This is a genomic window from Plesiocystis pacifica SIR-1 (assembly GCF_000170895.1).
Lineage (GTDB): Bacteria > Myxococcota_A > Polyangia > Nannocystales > Nannocystaceae > Plesiocystis > Plesiocystis pacifica.
On record NZ_ABCS01000017.1, the window covers coordinates 30370 to 50621 of the forward strand.

Genomic DNA, 20252 nt, shown 5'->3' on the forward strand with positions numbered 1-20252 from the left:
GTCATCGAGGAGGAGTGTCAGCAGCTCGTCGATCCCGACGGCGCCGCGCTGGCCACCAACGTCGACGCGCTCTTCGCCGACGCGAGCGTGCAGCAGCGCAGCGACCTGCTGGCGATCGTCGAGGGCAGCTCCCAGGACGAGGCGACGATCGACGCCTTGTTCGTCGCCGCCCTCGACCTCGACGCGGGCGCGGCCAAGGCTGCGCTGCTCGACGACCAGAGCCCCAGCTACATCGGCGCCGACGTGCCCACGCGCCGGGCGTGGCTCCTGGTCGTAATCGTCAGCGTGCTGCGGCGCCGGGCCCTGGTCGTGGACACGCTCTCGGCGAGCTTGTCGATCCCCGCCGCGCTGGCGAGCGAGCTGGCCTTTGGGCTGCTGCACGAGCCGGGCACGACGACCCTCGCGGGCGTGAGCTTGATGCGCACCACGGGCGCCGAGCCTCCCACCACCGAGCCTCCCACCAACACCTGGCTGCGCCTGGCCAAGGCGGCCGCGGTGTGCCAGCAGCTCGAGCTGGGCGCGGACGAGGTCACCTGGTACTCGGGCCGCGGGGACTGGCTGGACCTCGACGCCCTCCCAGTACAGACCGGGGACGCAGCGGCGAGCTTCGACGCCTGGAACCGGCTGCGCGAGGCCCTGGGCCTGCGAAGCGCCTGGAAGCGTGAGCCCATGGCCCACGCCAGCGTCGTCGGCGAGGCCAGCTTCTCAGCCGCCGTGGCTCGCCTGGCGCAGCTGTGCGGCTGGGACGCGAACGCGCTCGAGGCCGCCGCGACCAGCTTGGGCTACGGCCAGGTCGCGGACTTCGAGAACGAGCGCGCGCTGCAGCGGCTGCGGACGATCGCCGAGACCGGGGCGCGCGTGGGCCTGGGCGTCGACGTCCTCGACGGCTGGGCGTCGCAAGCCCCCGACGTCGCCCAGGCCACGGCGATCAAGCGGCCGCCCGCGCCAAGCACGACGAGGCCAGCTGGGCAAAGGTCGCGGCGCCCTTGCGCGACGCGATCCGCGAGCAGCAGCGAGACGCCCTCGTCGACGCGGTACTGGCACAGCTCCACCCTCGCACGCGCCACGACGTGTTCGAGCACCTGCTCATCGACGTGGAGATGAGCGCCTGCATGCAGACCTCGCGGATCAAGCAGGCGATCAGCGCGGTGCAGATCTACGTCCAGCGCGTGCTCTTGCACCTCGAGGCCGAGACTGTCGTGCTCGCAGACGACGCGATCGAGCGCTGGGAATGGATGAAGAACTACCGGGTCTGGGAGGCGAACCGGAAGGTCTTCCTCTACCCGGAGAACTGGCTCGAGCCCGAGCTTCGCGGCGGCAAGACGCCCGAGTTCGAGACCCTCGAGGCGACGCTGATGCAGGGCGTGCTCGAGGACGAACCGATCGAAAAGGCGCTGGTGAGCTACGTCGACCGGCTCGATCGGGTGTCGCGGCTGGAGATCGTCAGCGTCTACGAGGAAGAGGCCACGGGGGAGCTGTGGGTGCTCGGGCGCAGCGCGGGCAAGCCCTACGACTGGTTCGTCCGGCGTCGGCGCAACGGCGGCGCGTGGCAGGCCTGGGAAGAGGTGCCGCACAAGATCGACGGCGACGCGGTAGCGCTGGTCGTCGAGCAGCGGCGGGCGCATCTGTTTTGGGCGGAGAAGCAGTCGGGTCAACAACAAGGGCAGACGACCTTCCGACTCAGCCACATCGAGCGCTCGGAGGACGGCTGGGGCAAGGTCACCGTATCCGACGAGAGCAAGCCGAGCAGCTATGGCCTGCCGAATCAGCGGCTTCAGGTGTGGAAAGGCAATCACCACTTCGCCATCGCGTTGCTCGTGAAGCACGAGGAGTCCCCGACGGTGTTTGTGCCTGCGTTGTTCTCGCATGACCTGCATGACGGCGACATTCGCTACCGAGGAGCACTCCTCGAGCACTCGAGCTTTCACGTCGGCGAGAGCGTCTCCTCTTTGCTGAACAACACCCTCATCAGCCTCCAGCCCGGCTATGAGCTCGATGGTCAGCGCTACTTGAACACCTTGTTCACCTCCGAGCCGGGGGCCCAGGTCCAAGGCGACCAGGTCATCGAGGGCGGTACGCACTTTGAGCAAGGCACCTTCCGCGCCCTGCTGTTCGCCGACCGCTCGTCGAGCGAGGACGAGCCTGCCATGGTCCATCAGGCGGATCTTTGGACCTCCGAAGCAGGCGACCGCTTCCGGCCGGTCGTCTACGACGATCGCAAGCGCAAGTACCTGCTCGAGCCCCAAGCGGTGTACGACCTCGAAGGTGCGTCACCAGGCGCTCTCGGTCTGGCTGTGGCCACGGACTACCTCGGCGAATGCCCGCCTCCGCGAGCTGTCACGCCTCCCACAGCGCGACCGCCCCGAGCCAAGACGCAGGCCCTCAAGGACGGCCTCACGACGCTGACGGTCTGGAACGGCGTCGTCCCGGGTCAGGTCGAGGGCCTCGAGCCCGCCAACACCTACGACGCCGGCACCCTCTTGGAACAAGCGACCGCGATCCCCCAAGCGGGCGTCGGTCCGAGCGACCTTCAAAACAATTTCCCCGCCTCGCAGACCGCCTTCACCCTGGGCATCGAGCCCCTCTACCACCCCTACGCCCGCGACATGGTCGAGACCCTCGCGCGCCAGGGCCTGCCGGGCCTCTACGCTCCCGCGCCCAGCTCCGCGCTGTTCCGTCAGCAGGGCAGCTTCGACCCCTTCACCGCCGACGAGCTCGACCTCAACCCCGCGCTCGTCGACGACCCGGCCAGCCTCGCGCACAGCCTCGAGCACTTCGACTTCCGCTTCGACAGCCCCTACGGCCTCTACAACTGGGAGCTCTTCTTCCACGTGCCCATGCTCGTCGCCGCCAAGCTGACCGCCGAGCAGCGCTTCGAGGAGGCCCAGCGCTGGCACCACAAGGTCTTCAACCCGATCCAGCTCGTGACCCCCGGCGAGGGCGAGAGCCCCGCGTCAGGCTTTTGGCGCATCAAGCCCTTCGTCGAGCAGGCGGCGCAGCTGGCTGTGGATCAGTTCCAGGCCATGGCGGGCGTGGGTGTCAACGCGGCTCAGCAAGCCGCCGCGATCGAGGCCTTCACCGAGCAAGTCGGCGTGTGGGCGGACAACCCCTTCGATCCCCACGCGATCGCGAGGATCCGTCCGGGCGTGTACCAGCGGGCGCTGCTGCGCAAGTACCTCGACAACCTGATCGCCTGGGCCGATCAACTGTTCGCGCGCGATACCATTGAGTCGATCAACGAGGCCACGGTGCTCTACATCCTCGTCGCGCAGCTCCTGGGCGATCGGCCGCAGGCCGTACCCGGGCCACAGAGCGACGCGAAGACCTTCGAGGAGCTCGACGCCGCGGGGCTCGACGCCTTCTCCAACGCGCTCATCGAGCTCGAGAGCTACATCCACCTCCCCACCCAGGCACTCGAGAAGCTCGGCTGTGACGAAGACATCGAGCCGGGACCTTGGGCCCGCGTCCCCGTGCTCGCGCGCTCGTGGCACTTTTGCTACCCGCCCAACGCGGAGCTGCTGAAGTACTGGGACCTCGTGGACGACCGGCTGTGGAAGATCCGCCACTGCCAGAACATCCGCGGCGTCGCGCGCAGCCTCCCGCTCTTCCAGCCGCCGATCGACCCGGGCTTGCTCGTGCGCGCGACCGCGGCCGGGGTCGACATCCAGTCGGTGCTCGCCGAGCTCGACTCGGGGCTGCCGCCTTACCGCTTCCGCTCGGTCCACGGTCGCGCCGTGGCCTTCGCGGGCTCGCTGCGGGCGCTCGGCGGGGAGCTGCTGTCCGCGCTGGAAAAACGCGACGCGGAGGCCCTCGCCCGGCTGCGCTCGGGGCATGAGCTGGAGCTGCTCGACCGGGTGCTCGAGGTTCGGGAGCAGCAGCTCGAGGAGGCGCGGACGCAGCTGAGCTCGCTGCTCGCGGCCAAGGAGACCGTCGAGCAGCGACAGGCTCACTACGCGAGCTTGATCGAAGGTGGACTGTCCGAGCGCGAGCGCGCCCACTTCAAGTGGGCCAACCACGCGTATGAGAACCGGCAAATGGCCGGAGGAATCTCTGCGCTTGGTTCTGTCCTCGGGGCGATCCCCCAGATCGAGGCTAGTCTGACAGACCCAAAGGCAGAGTTTGGTGGCCTCCACCTGTCCAACATCGTCGGAGCCGCAGCTGGCGTCCAATCTCTCATCGCCGCGGGGTTCGACCACCTCGCCAACAAGGCCCAGCTCTACGGCAGCTTCGACCGCCGCAGGCAAGACTGGACCCTCCAGCGCGACCAAGCCGACAAGGAGCTCGCCCGCCTCGAGCGCGATCTAATCGCCGCCGAGATCCGCGTCGCCCTGGCCGAGCGCGAGCTCGACAACCACAAGCTCCAGCTCGAGCAGTCCCGCGAGTACGACCAGACCATGCGGGACAAGTTCACCAACCGCGAGCTCTACGACTGGATGGTGGGCCAGCTCTCGACCCTCTACTTCCAGACCTACCAGCTCGCCTTCGACCTGGCCAAGCGCGCCGAGCGGGCCTATCGCCACGAGCTGGCGATCACCGACGACCAGGCGATCATCCAGTACGGCTACTGGGACAGCCTGCGCAAGGGCCTGCTCGCCGGGCAGCGCCTGCTCCACGACCTCGAGCGCCTCGACCTGGCCTACATGGATCGGGACATCCGCGAGTTCGAGCTGCGCAAGAGCGCGTCCTTGGCCGAGCTCGACCCCGCCGCGCTCCGAGACCTGCAAGAGGCCGGCGAGGCCAGCTTCGAGCTGCCCGAGCTGCTCTTCGACCTCGACCACCCCGGCCACTACCTGCGCCGGATCCGGGCGGTGCGCGTGACCATCCCGGCCGTCGTCGGTCCCTACACCAGCTTGGGCGCGCGCCTCGAGCTCGAGCAGCACAGCACCCGCGTCAGCCCGCAGCTCGCCGACACCGTCACGGGCTACGGCGGCGGCGAGGCGATCGCCACGAGCACGGCCGTCGCCGACGGCGGCCTGTTCAACCTCGACTTCCGGGACGAGCGCTACCTGCCCTTCGAGTACGCCGGGGCCGCGAGCGCCTGGAAGCTGACCCTGCCCCAGCAGGTCCGGCAGTTCGACTACCGGACGATCTCGGACGTCGTCATCCACGTCGACTACACCGCCCGCGACGGCGGCTCGACCTTCCGCGGCGACGTCGAGAGCAACAACGCCACCGCGCTGACCAGCACCGGGCCGTGGGCGCAGCTGCTGGCCATCCACGACGCCTTCCCCAACGAGTGGGAGCAGTTCCTCCGCGCGCCCGAGCCCGGCGAGGGGCCCCAGGTGTTGACGATCCCGCTGACTCTCGAGCACCTCGACTACCTCGCGCAGCAGCGCGGCGTGGACGTCGAGGGCCTGAGCGTCGGGCTGCTGCTCACAGACGGGGCCACCCCCGCCGCGCTGCCGGTGACCCTGAGCCCGGGCGGCGCAACGACCCTCGACATCGACGGCCTCGTTCTTAGCAAGGGCCTCGACCTCGCTCCCGCGGTCGAGCTTGGTCCCATCACCCTCAGCGTCGACGAGAACGCGGCCCCGGCCAGCCTCGCCGATCCAGACGACAGCGGGCGCCTCGATCGCAGCAAGATCGCCGGCCTCGTGCTCATCGTCCACTACGTCCACAAGTCCTGAGCGAGGCCCAGCCATGAGCGACGAGAAGTTCAAAGGCCCAGGCCAGACCTCGGGACCCTCCCTGCCGATCCACGGCCCGCAGCCGCGGGAGCCCTTCAACGCCGGGGTCACCCCGGGCCGCGACGCCCCCGGCATGGGGGTGCAGTCCAAGGACGACGCCAACCCCTTCACGGGCCAGCTGCGCTCGCCCTTTGGCGGCGGGGCGGACTCGGGCCAGGTCGCTCCGACCGCGACCTTCGCCCCCTCGATCAGCCTGCCCACCGGCGGCGGCGCGCTGCGGAGCATCGGCGAGAAGTTCTCGCCCAACCCCTTCACGGGAGGGGGCTCCATGGCGGTGCCGATCGCCACCTCCCCGGGCCGCGGAGGCTTCGGCCCCTCGCTGTCGCTCAGCTACAGCTCCGGCCTCGGCAACGGCCCCTTCGGCCTGGGCTGGATGCTCGGCGTCCCGGCGATCTCGCGCAAGACCGACAAGGGCCTGCCCGAGTACCGCGACGACGACCCCGACCTGACGCGCCGCGACACCTTCGTGCTCGCGGGTGTCGAGGACCTCGTCCACGTCCTCGACGAGCAAGGCGAGCCCTGGGTGACCGTCCGTGACGGCCACCGCGTCCACCGCTTTTGTCCCCGAGTAGAGGGCGGCTTTTCTCGGATCGAGCGCTGGCGTTCGCTGAGCACCGGCGAGGTCCACTGGCGGACGCTCAGCCCCGGCAACGTCACCAGCATCTTCGGCAAGAGCGCCTCGGCGCGCATCAGCGACCCCAAGGAGCCAAGCCGAGTCTTCTCGTGGTTGCTCGAGGAGAGCCACGACGATCGCGGCAACATCGTCGTCTACCGCTACAAGCAAGACGACCTCGAGGGCGTCGACACGCACGCGCCCTATGAGCGTCCGCGCATCGAGGAGAACCCCGTCCAGGCCCAGCGCTACCTCGAGCGCATCCTCTACGGCAACGCGACGCCCTTCCAACAAGGCGGGTGGCTGTTCGAGGCCGTCCTCGACTATGGCGAGTACGGCACGGATCAGCCCAACGACCAGCTCGAGGTCTCCACTACCCCCGTCCGTCCCTGGCCCGCGCGCCTCGACACTTTTTCCACGCATCGGGCGGGCTTCGAGCTGCGCACCCGTCGGCTGTGCCGGCGCGTGCTCATGTTCCACCACTTCGCCGAGCTCGGTCCGGGCCCCACCCTGGTCGCCTCGACGGACTTCATCCACGCCGAGGATCCCGCGCTGACGCGGATCGTCGGCGTCGTCCAGCGCAGCTACCTGCGGGACGAGCAGACCGGCTTCTACGACTCCGCGGCCCTGCCCACGCTGGAGTTCGACTACAGCGAGCCCGTCATCGACGAGACCCTCCACGAGGTCCGCGATCCGACCACGCTGCGCAACCTCCCCGCGGGCCTCGACGGCCGGCAGCACCGCCTCGTCGATCTCGACGGCGAGGGCCTGCCGGGGATCGTCACCGAGCACGCCGGCACCTGGTCCTTCAAGCGAGGTCTGGGCGACGGTCGCTTCGGCGCGCCCGTGGTGCTGCCCTCGCGCCCCACCAACCTCGCCGCCCCGGGCACGCAGCTCATGGATCTCGACGGCGATGGGCGCAAGGAGCTCGTGTCCTTCGTCGCGCCCACGCCGGGCTTTTTCCGGCGCACCGCCGACGAGAGCTGGGGCAGCTTCCAGCGCTTTTCCTCCGTCCCCAACATCGACTGGCAGAGCCCCAACGTCCAGCTGCTCGATCTGAGCGGCGACGGTTTTCCCGACATCCTCGTCGATCGCGGCCGCGACTTCGTCTGGTACCGCAGCAAGGGCGCCGAGGGCTTCGAGGCGCCGCGCGTGGTCCCCAACCCCAGAGACGATCGGAGCCGGCCCGTGACGTGGTTCTCCGACGCTCGCACGGCGATCCAGCTCGCGGACATGACCGGCGACGGCTTGGTGGATCTGGTCCGGATCCGCAACGGCGAGGTCCTCTACTGGGCCAACCTCGGTCACGGCCGCTTCGGGCCGCCGGTGCGCATGGCTGGGCTGAGTCCCTTCGCGCCTGGGAAGCTGTTCGAGCCCAGCCGCCTGCGCCTGGCGGACGTCGACGGCAGCGGGGCGACGGACATCTTCTATCTGGACGACCGTGGCGCGAGCTACTACCGCAACCTCGCGGGCAACACCTTCGCGGCCAAGCAGCGCCTCAACCGCTTCCCCGGCCTGCGCAGCGTCGACTGGGCCGAGGTCGTCGACTTCAAGGGCACCGGGACGGCCTGCCTAGTGTGGTCGAGCGCGCTGCCCTCGGGGCGCGGACCGCAGCGCGGGGGCCTGCGCTACATCGACTTGATGAGCGGCCAAAAGCCGCACCTGCTCGTCGCCTCGCGCAACAACATGGGCGCCGAGACCCGCGTCGCCTACGCGCCGTCGACCAAGTTCTACCTGGTCGACAAGGCCGCGGGTCGGCCCTGGGCGACGAAGCTGCCCTTCCCCGTGCACGTCGTCGAGCGTGTCGAGTCCCTCGACCACGTCTCGCGCCAGCGCCATGTCCAGCGCAGCGCCTACCACCACGGGGTCTTCGACGGCCAAGAGCGCGAGTTTCGGGGCTTTGGCATGGTGGAGACCTGGGACACGGAGTCCTTCGAGGAATTTTCCCAGGATGGCCTGTTCGCCCTCGAGCAGTTCGACAATGTCGTCGAGGAGGGCCTGCACCAGCCGCCGGTGCACACCAAGACCTGGTTTCACACCGGGGCCTACCTGGGCGCCGAAGACCTCGCGGCCAAGTTCGAGGCGGAGTATTGGGCGGGCGACGTCCAGGCGCCGTCGTTGCCCAAGCCCTCGCTCCCCGCGGGGCTGACTGGCCAAGAGGCGCGCGAAGCCACGCGAGCGTTCGCGGGCATGACCTTGCGCAGCGAGGTCTACGCCCTCGACGGCTCGCTCGAGGCCTCGCTGCCCTATACCGTCAGCCAGGCGACCTTCGAGGTCCGCCAGCTCCAACACCGCGGCCCCAACCGCTACGGCGTCTACCAGGCCCTCCCGCGCGAGTCCGTCGCGCTGCACTACGAGCGCGTCGCCGACGACCCCCGCGTCGCGCACAGCTTCGTCGTCGAGACCGACGCCTACGGCACACCGCTGCGCAGCGCGGAGCTCGTCTACCCGCGCCGTGTGCCCCAGTACCCCGAGCAGGGCCAGCTGCACGCGACGCTCAGCGAGGCGAGCGTGGTCCACCTCGACGGCCTCGACGACGCCCTGCGTCTCGCCGTGCCCGTCGAGGCCCGTGCCTACGAGCTGACCGGCCTCGACCTGGGAGGCAGCCTCTACACAAGCTGGCAGGCCGTCCGCGACGCGGCCGACACCGCTACGGAGCTCGCCTTCGAGGCCACGCCGACCCCCGGCCAGCTCCAAAAGCGTCTCCTGACCCACAGCCGCACCCGCTACCTCGCCGACGACCTCTCTAGCCCCCTCGCGCAGGGCGTCGTCGAGAGCAAGGCGCTGGTCCACGACAGTCAGGCCCTCGCCATGACCGAGGCCCAGCGCCAGGCCGTTTTTTCCAGCCTCACGGGCGCCCCCACCAACACCGAGCTCCAGACCGAGGGCGGCTACCTGCTCGAAGGCGGCAACTGGTGGCTGCGAAGCGGCCACCCCACCTACGACGCGAGCAAGTTCTTCGCCGTCACGTCCGTCACCGACCCCTTCGGCCACACCTACAGCACCGCCTACGACGCCTACAGCCTGCTCACCACCTCGAGCACGGACCCGCTCGGCAACACCGTCACCGCCGAGCACGACTACCGCCTGCTCACCCCCTGGCAGCTCACCGACGCCAACGGCAACCGCACCCAGGTCGCCTTCGACGTCCTCGGCTTCGTGAGCAAGACCGCCGTCATGGGCAAGATTGGCGACAGCGACGGCGACACCCTCGCAGACCCCACCACCACCTTCGAGTACGACCTGCACACCTGGCAGACCACGGGCAAGCCCAACTGGGCCAAGACCCGAACCCGTGAAACCCACGCAGATCCAAGCACCGCCTGGCTCGAGCAGCGCACCTACTTTTCTGGGGCCGGCCAGACCCTGATGGTCAAGGCGCAGGCCCGCCCCGGCCTCGCTCCTTCCCGCGACGCCTCGGGAGCCCTCATCCTCGACGCCGAGCAACAACCCGTGCTCGTCGACACCAGCCCGGCCCTGCGCTGGGTGGGCAACGGCCGGGCCATCCGCGACAACAAGGGCAACGTCCTCGAAGCCTACGAGCCCTACTTTTCCAGCACGCCAGAGTTCGAGGACGAAGCCGAGCTCGTCGAGCAGGGCGTCACGGCCGTCAACCACTACGACCCCCTCGGCCGCCTCACCCGGACCGACCTACCCAACGGCACCTTTTCCAGGGTCGAGTTCACGCCCTGGCAGCAGACCGCCCACACCGTCAACGACACGGTCCTCGACAGCAGCTGGTACGCCAGCCGCTTCGACTACGCCGGCTCCGACGTCGCTCTGCTCAAGGAAAAACGCGCTGCTCTCGAGGCCGCCAAGCACGCCAACACCCCCAGCGTCACCCACCTCGACAGCCTCGGCCGACCTTTCCTCGCCATCGCCCACAACAAGGACCTCCAGGGCAACGACGAGTTTTTCCAGACCAAGTCCGTTCTCGACATTCAGGGCCATGTCCTCGATGTCATCGACGCCCGAGGAAACTCCGCCGAGCGCCGGACCTACGGCCCCCTCGGCCAGTCGCTGAAGGTCGAGTCCGTCGACGCCGGTGACCGCTGGCACCTGCGCAACGCCCTGGGCCAGCCCATGCGCAGCTGGGACAGCCGCGGCCACCGCTTCCGCGTCACCCACGACACCCTCCACCGCCCCGTCGACCGCTTCGTCTCCCACGCCGGCGCCCCCGAGCAGCTCCTGGGCCGCACCGTCTACGGCGACAGCCTCGCCACCCCCGAGGTCACCAACCACCGCGGCCGCGTCTACCGGGTCTACGACGGAGCCGGCGTCGCCACGACCGAGGCCTTCGACTTCAAGGGCCTTGCCCTCAGCGAGACCCGCCAGCTCGCCCTCGACCCCAAGACCACCCCCGACTGGAGCCCGCTGACCCCCCACGCTACAGTGGACGCCATGGCCACCGCCGCCGCGCCCTTGCTCGACGCCGAGACCTTCTCGGCCAGCAGCCAGCGCGACGCCCTGGGCCGCACGATAGAAGCCATCTCCCCCGACGGCAGCCGCACCCGCTACGCCTACGACGAAGGCGGTGGCCTGCGCCAGGTCACCCTCGAGCCTCGCGGCGCGACGCCTGCCCAGACCGTCGTCGGCGACATGAGCTACGACGCCAAGGGCCAGCGCCTCCAGGTCGTCTACGGCCCTGCTGCCTCGCCGACGAGCACCACCGACTACACCTACGACCCGCAGACCTACCGGCTCACCCGGCTGAAGACCACCCGCGGCTCGGACAGCGAGCGGCTCCAGTCGCTGCACTACCACTACGACCCCGCCGGCAACATCACCGACATCCGGGACACCGCCCAGCAGACGGTCTTTTTCCAGAACACCGTCGTCGAGGCCGCGAACAGCTACACCTACGACGCCGTCGGCCGGCTCATCGAAGCCACCGGCCGCGAGCACGCCAGCCAGGGCACGGCCCAGCGCACCCACGCCCAGCTCCCCGTCGGCCCCCAGCCGATGACCTCCGACCCGTCCGCGATGCGGCGCTACACCCAGCGCTACACCTACGACGCGGCCGGCAACATCCTCAAACTCCAGCACATCCCCAGCTCCGGCACGGGCTGGACGCGGCACTACGCGTACGCCACCGACGGCAACCGCCTCCTCTCCACCTCCGCCCCCGGCGACCTCCCAAATCCAGGTGGCGGCCCCTACTCCCACAGCTACACCTACGACGCCCACGGCTCCATGGTCACCATGCCACACCTGCCGGCGATGACCTGGAACCCCCTCGACCAGCTCCAGCACGCCACCGCGGGCACCCAGGAGGTCTATTTCCAGTACGCGGGCGGCAGCAACCGCAGCCGCAAGTTCACCGAGCACGCCGGAGGCACCACCGAAGAGCGCATCTACCTCGGCCCCTTCGAGCTCTACCGCAAGCGCATCAACGGCCAGCTCGACCTCGAGCGCGAGACGCTGCACGTCAGCGACGGTACCGGGCGCATCTGCATGGTCGAGACCAAGACCGCCGATGCCGGAACACCCGTGCCCAGCCCCACGCCGATGTGGCGCTTCCAGCTCAGCAACCACCTGGGCTCGACTGCCACAGAGGTGACTGAAACCGGCGCGGTCATCTCGCACGAGGAGTACCACCCCTACGGCACGAGCGCGTATCGGTCGGTGGACTCGAGCATCGACGTCTCTGCACGGCGCTACCGCCACACGGGGATGGAGCGGGACGAAGAGACGGGACTTGGATACCACACGGCGCGCTACTACGCGCCCTGGCTGGGACGATGGACCGCGGCGGATCCATCCGGCCTATCGGGAGGAATAGACCGATACTGTTACGCCGCTGGAAACCCTGCGCGGAACACCGACCAGAATGGGAAGCACCCCCCCGACGAAAGCGAAACTCTTGACTCTCAGTGGGCGGCCTCGAGTGCACCTACAGAGGGGCCCGGCTTCACAGAGACCTACCTCGGACAGAGTATCCATGTCTCGACTGAGGCGTATACAGGGAGCGTATGGGTGGCCGCCGATGAAAACCCCCAGGAGGTCATCGCGCAGAAAGTCGCTAGCGAGGAGGCCCGACTGAGTAGTGCCGCGGAGCCTGAGCGAACACCGGCGCCCGCCCACACGGCGACACCGGCCACGTCGACCCCAGCCCAACCTGCTCAACTCTATGCCCTCCCTCCTGTCGTTCCAAAATACCAACGCTCAGAGGGAAACTTCGGTCGACAGTTTGAAGCCGCAGCCCAAGAAATGACCCTAGCGTCGAACCCACTCGGCGGCAGGATGCTGATGGGAGGATTTTGGTTAGCCCTCGCTCCAATGGCATTGGCTGAGGACTTCGGGGAAGCCCTCTACAACGTTCCCTACCACGCGGACCTCATGGGCCAGTACGCGGCAAGGATGTACCTGGAGCCGGATGCAGAGCGAGCGCTCGGTGACTTCGGGGCAAGCTTCCAGCACTTCACCGCGGGCTTTGGCGGGGCCCTGGAGTGGGCGACGGTGGGGGTTGGTACATTTTCGAGTATCCCTAGGCGAACGATGAGTCCGTCAGCACCTCCTGCCGCAGAGGGGGGAAGGCCTGTCACATCAGAAGGCACCGCGAACCGTACCCAGTTTGAGCAGCTGAAAGCAGATCTGGCGCAACAAGAGCTTGCAGGTGCAGAGCCGGTCGGAAGTGCACTCAAGCAAGCGGGCCCATTCTCCCCACGAACCTTTGGAAGCAACATAGACATATCCCATGCGTCACCCACATTTGCACGGGACATGGTGTCTCAAGGACAGCACTTCACGATTCGCGGCGGAGATGGGGTAACCCGCAACCTCACACAGGTCATAGGTGAAGTCGATGGGGTTGAGGGGGTTTTTGAGTTCATCGTTGGGCCTAAGGGGCTAACTCACCAAAGATTCATTCCCGGTGGAAAGATCACCGGATTTCCGAACCAGAGGCCATGAGCAGCAACAGAAACATACCCCTTGAGTTCATTCGACGGCGTCATGTTCTCACTTGGCGCGAAGTCGAAGTAGGCGTTCGGGAGCAATGGCTCCGGCGAGGAGATGCCGTGGCCATCGCAGTGGAGCAAGTCGAGCGAGGGGGCGAGGCGGGCGATTTGTTGGACTTGGCCGGAGTTCTCAGGGATGACGAGGACCAGGTTGCAGGGCTGCTCTCAGCTTTGGTCTCCCGCGTCCCTGGAAACTCCGAACAGGACGCCAGGCTGACCTGGATGCGCATTCTGCTCGCATGGGCCTACGAAAAACGCTCTAGTTTCTCGGACCCACTCAGCATTGTGGAACAAGTCTATGTGGACTTCGGGTACCCGAACGAAATAAGGCATCTTGTCCGTTACAATCCTCCTGATGATTCCAGCTCCGAAAATGGGGAAAGTTACCTTCTACGTATGTGGGGGGAGTACGTGGGTGGGGCATAGGCATAGCTCACGCGGGGCACGAAGCCGCAGAGGACCACTCCGTGAGGACAAAATCCCCAAGCTGAAGGGGCACACAAGACGTCGATAGCCACGTCCTCGACGTCATCGACGCCCGAGGAAATTCCGCCGAGCGCCGAACCTACGGCCCCCTCGGCCAGTCGCTGAGGGTCGAGTCCATCGACGCCGGCGACCGCTGGCACCTGCGCAACGCCCTGGGCCAGCCCATGCGCCGCTGGGACAGCCGCGGCCACCGCTTCCGCGTCACCTACGACACCCTCCACCGCCCCGTCGACCGCTTTGTCTCCCACGCAGGCGCCCCCGAGCAGCTCCTGGGCCGCACCGTCTACGGCGACAGTCTCCCCAGCCCCGAGGCCACCAACCACCGCGGCCGCGTCTACCGGGTCTACGACGGAGCCGGCGTCGCCACGACCGAGGCCTTCGACTTCAAAGGCCTTGCCCTCAGCGAGACCCGCCAGCTCGTCCTCGACCCCAAGACCACCCCCGACTGGAGCCCGCTGACCTCTCACGCTACAGTGGACACCATGGCCTCCGCCGCCGCGCCCTTGCTCGACGCCGAGACCTTCTCGGCCAGCAGCCAGCGCGACGCCCTGGGCCGCACGATAGAAGCCATCTCCCCCGACGGCAGCCGCACCCGCTACGCCTACGACCAAGGCGGCGGCCTGCGCCAGGTCACCCTCGAGCCTCGCGGCGCCACGCCGGCCCAGACCGTCGTCGGCGACATCACCTACGACGCCAAGGGTCAGCGCCTCCAGGTCGTCTACGGCCCTGCTGCCTCGCCGACGACCACCACCGACTACGCCTACGACCCACAGACCTACCGGCTCACCCGCCTGAAGACCACCCGCGGCTCGGACAGCGAGCGGCTCCAGTCGCTGCACTACCACTACGACCCCGCCGGCAACATCACCGACATCCGCGACACCGCCCAGCAGACGGTCTTTTTCCAGAACACCGTCGTCGAGGCCGCGAACAGCTACACCTACGACGCCGTCGGCCGCCTCATCGAAGCCACCGGCCGCGAGCACGCCAGCCAGGGCACCGCCCAGCGCACCCACGCCCAGCTCCCCGTCGGCCCCCAGCCGATGACCTCCGACCCGTCCGCGATGCGGCGCTACACCCAGCGCTACACCTACGACCCGGCCGGCAACATCCTCAAACTCCAGCACCTCCCCAGCTCCGGCACCGGCTGGACCCGGCACTACGCGTACGCCACCGACGGCAACCGCCTCCTCTCCACCTCCGCCCCCGGCGACCTCCCAAATCCAGGTGGCGGCCCTTACTCCCACAGCTACACCTACGACGCCCACGGCTCCATGGTCACCATGCCGCACCTGCCGGCCATGACCTGGAACCCCCTCGACCAGCTCCAGCACGCCACCGCGGGCACCCAGGAGGTCTATTTTCAGTACGCAGGCGGCAGCAACCGCAGCCGCAAGTTCACCGAGCACGCCGGAGGCACCACCGAAGAGCGCATCTACCTCGGCCCCTTCGAGCTCTACCGCAAGCGCATCAACGGACAGCTCGACCTCGAGCGCGAGACGCTGCACGTCAGTGACGGTACGGGGCGCATCTGCGTGGTCGAGACGAAGACGGCCGATGCCGGCACACCCGTGCCCAGCCCCACGCCCATGTGGCGCTTCCAGCTCAGCAACCACCTGGGCTCAACCGCCACAGAGGTCACTGAGACGGGCGCGGTCATCTCGCACGAGGAGTACCACCCCTACGGCACGAGCGCGTATCGGTCCGTGGACTCTAGCATCGATGTCTCCGCTCGGCGCTACCGCTACACGGGGATGGAGCGGGATGAAGAAACTGCGCTGAGCTATCACTCTAGTCGGTACTACGCGTCTTGGCTCGCTCGCTGGATCTCCGCTGACTCTCTTGGGCGCGCAGAAGGGATGTGCCGATATCGGTATGTTCGAAACAGTCCTCCAAGCAAGCAAGATCTGAAGGGTCAACACGAGTACCCCGTCACGCGTAGCGAGTCAGAGACATACGCGCACCCCGCGGCGGCTAATTATGAGGGAGAATGGGTACCGATCTCCGAAGACGACTCTCTCGGTTGGGTATACATGCCCAAGGACCTGCTCGAGCAACCATCGGATGTGAGGACGGGTCGTCCCAGTGAGCGTAGTGCAGATGCGAAGACTGATGGGCAGTATGAGGCCGAAGCGATTGAGGAACTCGAAAACGAGTTAGACTCTGAGGATGCTCAGCACTATGACCGACCTCTGATCGTCGAGTTCATTCCGTGGCTTGGTCTCTACGATATCAAGCACGACGCTGCGCAGATGGGTGCTGCTTGGCAGTTGGGCGATGAAGACCGCTTTGGTCGCGCAGCGCGCTCTGTTCTCTTTGATATAGGGTCGATGTTCATCGATACAGCGACTCTAGGGGCAGACAGGCTCGTCATTGGTGGCAGCCGAAGCCTGAGCAAAGGGACAGTGCTGAGTGCCAAGGGTGTCGAGGATGTTGGCATCGCCGAGGGCAAAGCTGCTATACGCGAAGGAGAGGGGGCTGGTGCGAAAGCAACGTCTTCTGCAGGGGAGGGAGGGCGAGCAAAGGCTCATGAAAATTCGGCCGGTGAGACCGTGGATCGTGAGCTTGTCAAGGACGAAGATGCCCTCCTGCAAGTGGCCGAAGACGCGGCCGGAGGTTCACTCGACAACTTCAGAGAGATGAAGCCAAACGGTGGCAGTCTCCTGATGGTAATAGGCGGATTGAATTTAACCTTGACGGGCACGCAAACACAAATGAAGGCTCCCATGTGACAGTCCGAGACTTCGACGGGAGTCGCCACAGCGTCACAAAAAAGGTATTTATCGAGGGGTGGGAGAAATGGTTTTGAACAAAATGTCAATCCAAGATGCCTGTCGTCTAGCGGGGGACATGCTTGGAGTCGAAGCAGGGCTTTCATCGCTCACCCCGGACGTTCTCAACGCGAACATTTCGGCTCTCGTTTGGGACCCGCTGTCAGATTGGGAGTCATTGGACGACACCGAAATTGCCAAAACAACGGGACTTCTGGACTGGTTCGCTCAGGGAACTCTCGTTGTGGTCACAGAGGCATCCATTTTCGGAGGTGTTGGGGCGTTCGTTACCCCAGCGAGCAAACTCACCAGCCTCATCACTGAGCATCTCAGGTTACAGGGAGAGGCTTTCTTCAACGGCGACGTCGTCATTCTGGCGCCCGATGCGCCTGCGGTTTGGATGTTTCATCATGAGGGGGTTTTTGCGCGCGTTCGGCTAAGCCCGCCCTCCGTCAAAGCTCATCCGCCGAAGCCTGAAGAACCGGGCGGAGAGTAATTGGGCTCTCCCAAGGGTGGGTCCAAAACGGGTAGCCGTGGGCATGCGTTCTGCGCTACCGCACCTGCCGCGTCCGCTGTCCCCACCCGCGGTATCAAGGGGCGAGCCTTGGAACCTGACCCGCCCCGGACGATCCGCGAGGGCACCTCCGCGAGGCCCTCAACAACGGCCGCCTCGAGGGCCTCAACGTACGCCTTCCACTCGGCCAAGTCACTGTTCGCCACGCTCTTTACATCTACCCCTTCTGGATCCACTAAACCTTGAGAAGAGCCAGCGATCTTGGATCGTCTCCAGGATATCTCCAAAACCACGCAGGAACGAGTTGGGACAAGGCTCCACCAGCCTCCCCCAAAACTCCCTTAAACCCAGGCGCCCGCCGGCCCTACCGAAGATCCACGCCCGCGTCGTTCGCTGAACAGCTGAAAACGCCGGGCGAGCCGCCTGCGGGGGCAAGTCAGCGCGGCTTGACGCGCAGGGTGAACTCGCCGAGGAAGGGCACCAGCCCGCCGTCGCCCTCGGTGCACGAGTTCATGTTCGCGCCCTCGGCGTAGCTGACCTCGTAGTCCTGGCCCCAGTTGGCGAAGGCCCGCGGCATGTCGTTGTAGGCGCCCTTGTAGGGCATCGCCATGATCTTCGGGTTGAGGTACCAGTTCGGGTTGTCCGGGTAGACGATGATGCCGTAGCCGTTGCCCAGGTCCGTGTTGCAGGTGTAGACGCCGGCGTCGGCGTCCTTGCCCGAGATGAACAGCATGTCGCCGTTGTCGAGGGGGATCAGCTGGGAGTGGCCGTTCTCGTTGTACTCGGTGGTCGAGGGCCCGAGGGAGGTGATGTCGTCCTGGGTCCAGGTCCCGACCTTGGTGCCCTGGGCCTCGTAGATCACCGTGCCCTCGGTGTTGCGCAGCTTGACGATGACCAGGTCGCCCTCGGTCATGATGCACTCATCGAACCAGTCGTTGCCGGTGACGTCCTCGTCCTCGGTGTTGGTGATGATCGCGCAGAATTCGGCCAGGCAGTCCGAGTCGCAGCCGTCGTCGGACACGAGGTTGCCGTCGTCGCAGACCTCGCCGTTGTCCGTCCACACGTAGCCGTCGCCGCACACGGCGTCCTGACACGAGCCCGGGCACTCGTCGTTGTCGTTGTCGTTGGCGTCGTCGCAGGTCTCCTCGCCGTACCAGATGATGCCGTCGCCGCAGGTCGCCTCGACGCAGGTGTTCAAGCACGCGTCGTCGTCCTCGAGGTTGCCGTCGTCGCACAGCTCCTCGCCCTCGAACACGAAGCCGTCGCCGCAGTAGGCGAAGTGGCAGACGGCGCAGGCGTCGTTGTGGTTGTCGTTGCCGTCGTCGCACTGCTCGCCGGGATCGATGACCCCGTCGCCGCAAGTGCTCAGCGCGCACAGGTTGGTGCAGTCGTCGTTGTCGTTGTCGTTGCCGTCGTCGCAGGCCTCGACGCCCTCGTTGACGATGCCGTCGCCGCACACGTTCTCGGTGCAGTCGTTGAGGCAGTAGTCGTTTTGGTTGTCGTTGGCGTCGTCGCAGTCCTCGTACTGCTTGTGCACGTAGCCGTCGCCGCACGCCGCGATCTGACACTCCGGCGTGCAGCCCTCGGTCTCGCCGTTGCCGTCCCCGAAGTCGCACTGCTCCCCGTCCTCGACCACGCCGTTGCCGCACTCGGGATCGGCCGGGGTCTCGTCGGTGCCCTCATCCTCCTCGGTCTCGAGGTTGCCAGCCTCGAGGCCCGCGCTGAAGGTCTCCTCGTCGCCCCCGGTGCAGCCCGTCGCGCTGCCGAGCACGAAGAGAGTCAGGCCGAGCACGCCGGGCGCGACGACCGTCGACGCGCGGCCGCGGGAAGGGCTAGTCAGATCATGCATGCCGACACGCTATCCGAGGGCTGTGGCCGACTCAAGCGGCTGACGCACGCTCAGCCCGAGCGCCGGGGGGACAGATCGATCTTGATGCCTCCTTGCGAGCCCGCCGCAGGGTCCTCGGGCGTCGCTGTTCCCGCGCCCGTGTCCTCCGGTGATGATTTTTTTCCAGGCGCCGGAGTGACCGGATCGGGATCCACGATGGAGCCAGCCTCGCCCGGGCCCGAGAGCTCCTGGGTCGGGCCTAGGTCCATGGGCCCGTCGGGGCTGCCTCCCCGGGGAATCGCCACGTCCTCGCCGTCCGAGTCGCCCGCGTCAGAACCCGTTCCCGAGCCAGCGACACCGCGCGCCGAGCCGTCCGGCGCGTTCTCGAGGCGGTCCTCCTCGACGGCGAGCTCGGCCCGGCGGCGCTCTCGCTCGGCCAGCTCCTCGAGCTCGATGATCTCGAGCCAGCGATCGTCCTTGCCGCTGACCTGGCCGTCATCGTCGACCGCGAACTCGACCACGATCTCCGCCGGGCGCACGAAGGCCTCGGGCTCGGAGTAGATGCGCACCCCACGAAAGGCCTGGGCCACGCACGCGCTGAGGTCCGGGGCGAGCTGCCCGGGATCGACGCGGTTGACGATGGTGTCTCCGTCGCGGTCGAACAGGTTCACCCCGGACACGCGGTACTCGCCCGCGGGCAGCCGTCCCTGCAGGCAGGGCTTGGCCCGGCGCGCGGCCTCGGCCTGCTCCCGGCGCAGGCGCTCGTCAAAGCCCTCGGTGTTGGCCAGGCTGAACACGCCGAGGCTGACCCAGTAATAAACGTCGATCGAGTAGGCGAAGCTGTCGCGGCTCTCGGGGAAGCGCTGGCTCTCGAGGACCTCGCGCAGGCAGCCCTCCATGTGCTCGTCGACGAAGCCCGAGTCGAGCACCTCGGTGCTCATGACCTTGCCGTCGATGGCGATGCGCGTGCGGATCTTGATCTGCCCCTCGGGGACCTCGACCCAGCCCGCTTCGCCGTCGACCTCACCGGTCTGCATGGTCTGGATGGCCCGCTCGACGAAGCAGATGGCCGCGGGCAGGCGCAGCTCCTGGGCGATCTCACCGAGGCGCACGCGGTCGATGGAGCCGATGCCCGAGCCGCGGGGTTCGAGCAGCACGCCCTCGGAGGACATGCGCACGGCGTCGCGCAGGTAGTCGTCGGCCTGACCGCGGGTCGCCCGTCCGGTCTGGACCGCCCGGGACCCCGTGCAGCCCAGGCTCATGACCAGCGCGGCGAGCCCTGCCAGAACCGTGATTCGCGCTCGCCCGCGCTGCGTCGCTCGACCGTGCATCCAAGTCCTCATCGCGTGCGAAAAGGTTTTCTAACACCCGCGCCGCGAGGGCAAGGCCCGCTT

At 67.3% G+C, this 20252-nt stretch carries 7 protein-coding genes; 5 read left to right on the plus strand and 2 right to left on the minus strand.

The genetic code is table 11. The features are described from left to right. Positions 1 to 986 precede the first annotated feature (986 nt). From PPSIR1_RS11080 to PPSIR1_RS47685, 5 genes are all read left to right on the plus strand, one after another. Positions 987 to 5627 carry a Tc toxin subunit A-related protein gene (locus PPSIR1_RS11080; RefSeq protein ID WP_006971138.1) on the plus strand — a complete coding sequence of 1547 codons (4641 nt, stop codon included), beginning with the start codon at positions 987 to 989 and terminating at the stop codon, positions 5625 to 5627. Between the two features lie 13 nt (positions 5628 to 5640). Then, positions 5641 to 13212, plus strand: coding sequence for a SpvB/TcaC N-terminal domain-containing protein (locus PPSIR1_RS11085; RefSeq protein WP_006971139.1), 7572 nt, complete (start codon positions 5641 to 5643; stop codon positions 13210 to 13212). Next, on the plus strand, positions 13209 to 13685 hold the full coding sequence (locus tag PPSIR1_RS45920) for a DUF2247 family protein (RefSeq protein ID WP_086001215.1): 477 nt from the start codon (positions 13209 to 13211) through the stop codon (positions 13683 to 13685). The genes PPSIR1_RS11085 and PPSIR1_RS45920 overlap by 4 nt, the downstream gene beginning before the upstream one ends. Before the next feature lie 224 nt (positions 13686 to 13909). Further along, the gene (locus tag PPSIR1_RS11090; RefSeq protein WP_006971140.1) at positions 13910 to 16477 is read left to right on the plus strand and encodes an RHS repeat domain-containing protein; all 2568 of its coding nucleotides are present in this window, start codon (positions 13910 to 13912) and stop codon (positions 16475 to 16477) included. Positions 16478 to 16595: 118 nt separating this feature from the next. After that, positions 16596 to 17012 (plus strand): hypothetical protein, encoded by a 417-nt coding sequence (locus tag PPSIR1_RS47685; protein ID WP_157595428.1) that lies wholly within the window; start codon positions 16596 to 16598, stop codon positions 17010 to 17012. Positions 17013 to 17466: 454 nt separating this feature from the next. Here PPSIR1_RS47685 and PPSIR1_RS11095 read toward each other — a convergent pair whose 3' ends face one another. Both PPSIR1_RS11095 and PPSIR1_RS11100 read right to left on the minus strand, forming a co-directional pair. Then, entirely contained in the window at positions 17467 to 18879 is a 1413-nt protein-coding gene (locus PPSIR1_RS11095; protein WP_157595429.1) for a DUF4215 domain-containing protein, read from the minus strand. A 50-nt stretch (positions 18880 to 18929) separates the two neighbouring features. Next, entirely contained in the window at positions 18930 to 20189 is a 1260-nt protein-coding gene (locus PPSIR1_RS11100; protein WP_157595430.1) for a hypothetical protein, read from the minus strand. Positions 20190 to 20252: the final 63 nt, after the last annotated feature.

What these genes read in the sequence shown, in the direction of transcription:
- PPSIR1_RS11085 (WP_006971139.1), top strand. Translation starts at nt 5,641, where the DNA reads ATGAGCGACGAGAAGTTCAAAGGCCCAGGCCAGACCTCGGGACCCTCC.
- PPSIR1_RS45920 (WP_086001215.1), top strand. Translation starts at nt 13,209, where the DNA reads ATGAGCAGCAACAGAAACATACCCCTTGAGTTCATTCGACGGCGTCAT.
- PPSIR1_RS11090 (WP_006971140.1), top strand. Translation starts at nt 13,910, where the DNA reads ATGCGCCGCTGGGACAGCCGCGGCCACCGCTTCCGCGTCACCTACGAC.
- PPSIR1_RS47685 (WP_157595428.1), top strand. Translation starts at nt 16,596, where the DNA reads ATGCTTGGAGTCGAAGCAGGGCTTTCATCGCTCACCCCGGACGTTCTC.
- PPSIR1_RS11095 (WP_157595429.1), bottom strand. Translation starts at nt 18,879, where the DNA reads ATGCATGATCTGACTAGCCCTTCCCGCGGCCGCGCGTCGACGGTCGTC.
- PPSIR1_RS11100 (WP_157595430.1), bottom strand. Translation starts at nt 20,189, where the DNA reads ATGCACGGTCGAGCGACGCAGCGCGGGCGAGCGCGAATCACGGTTCTG.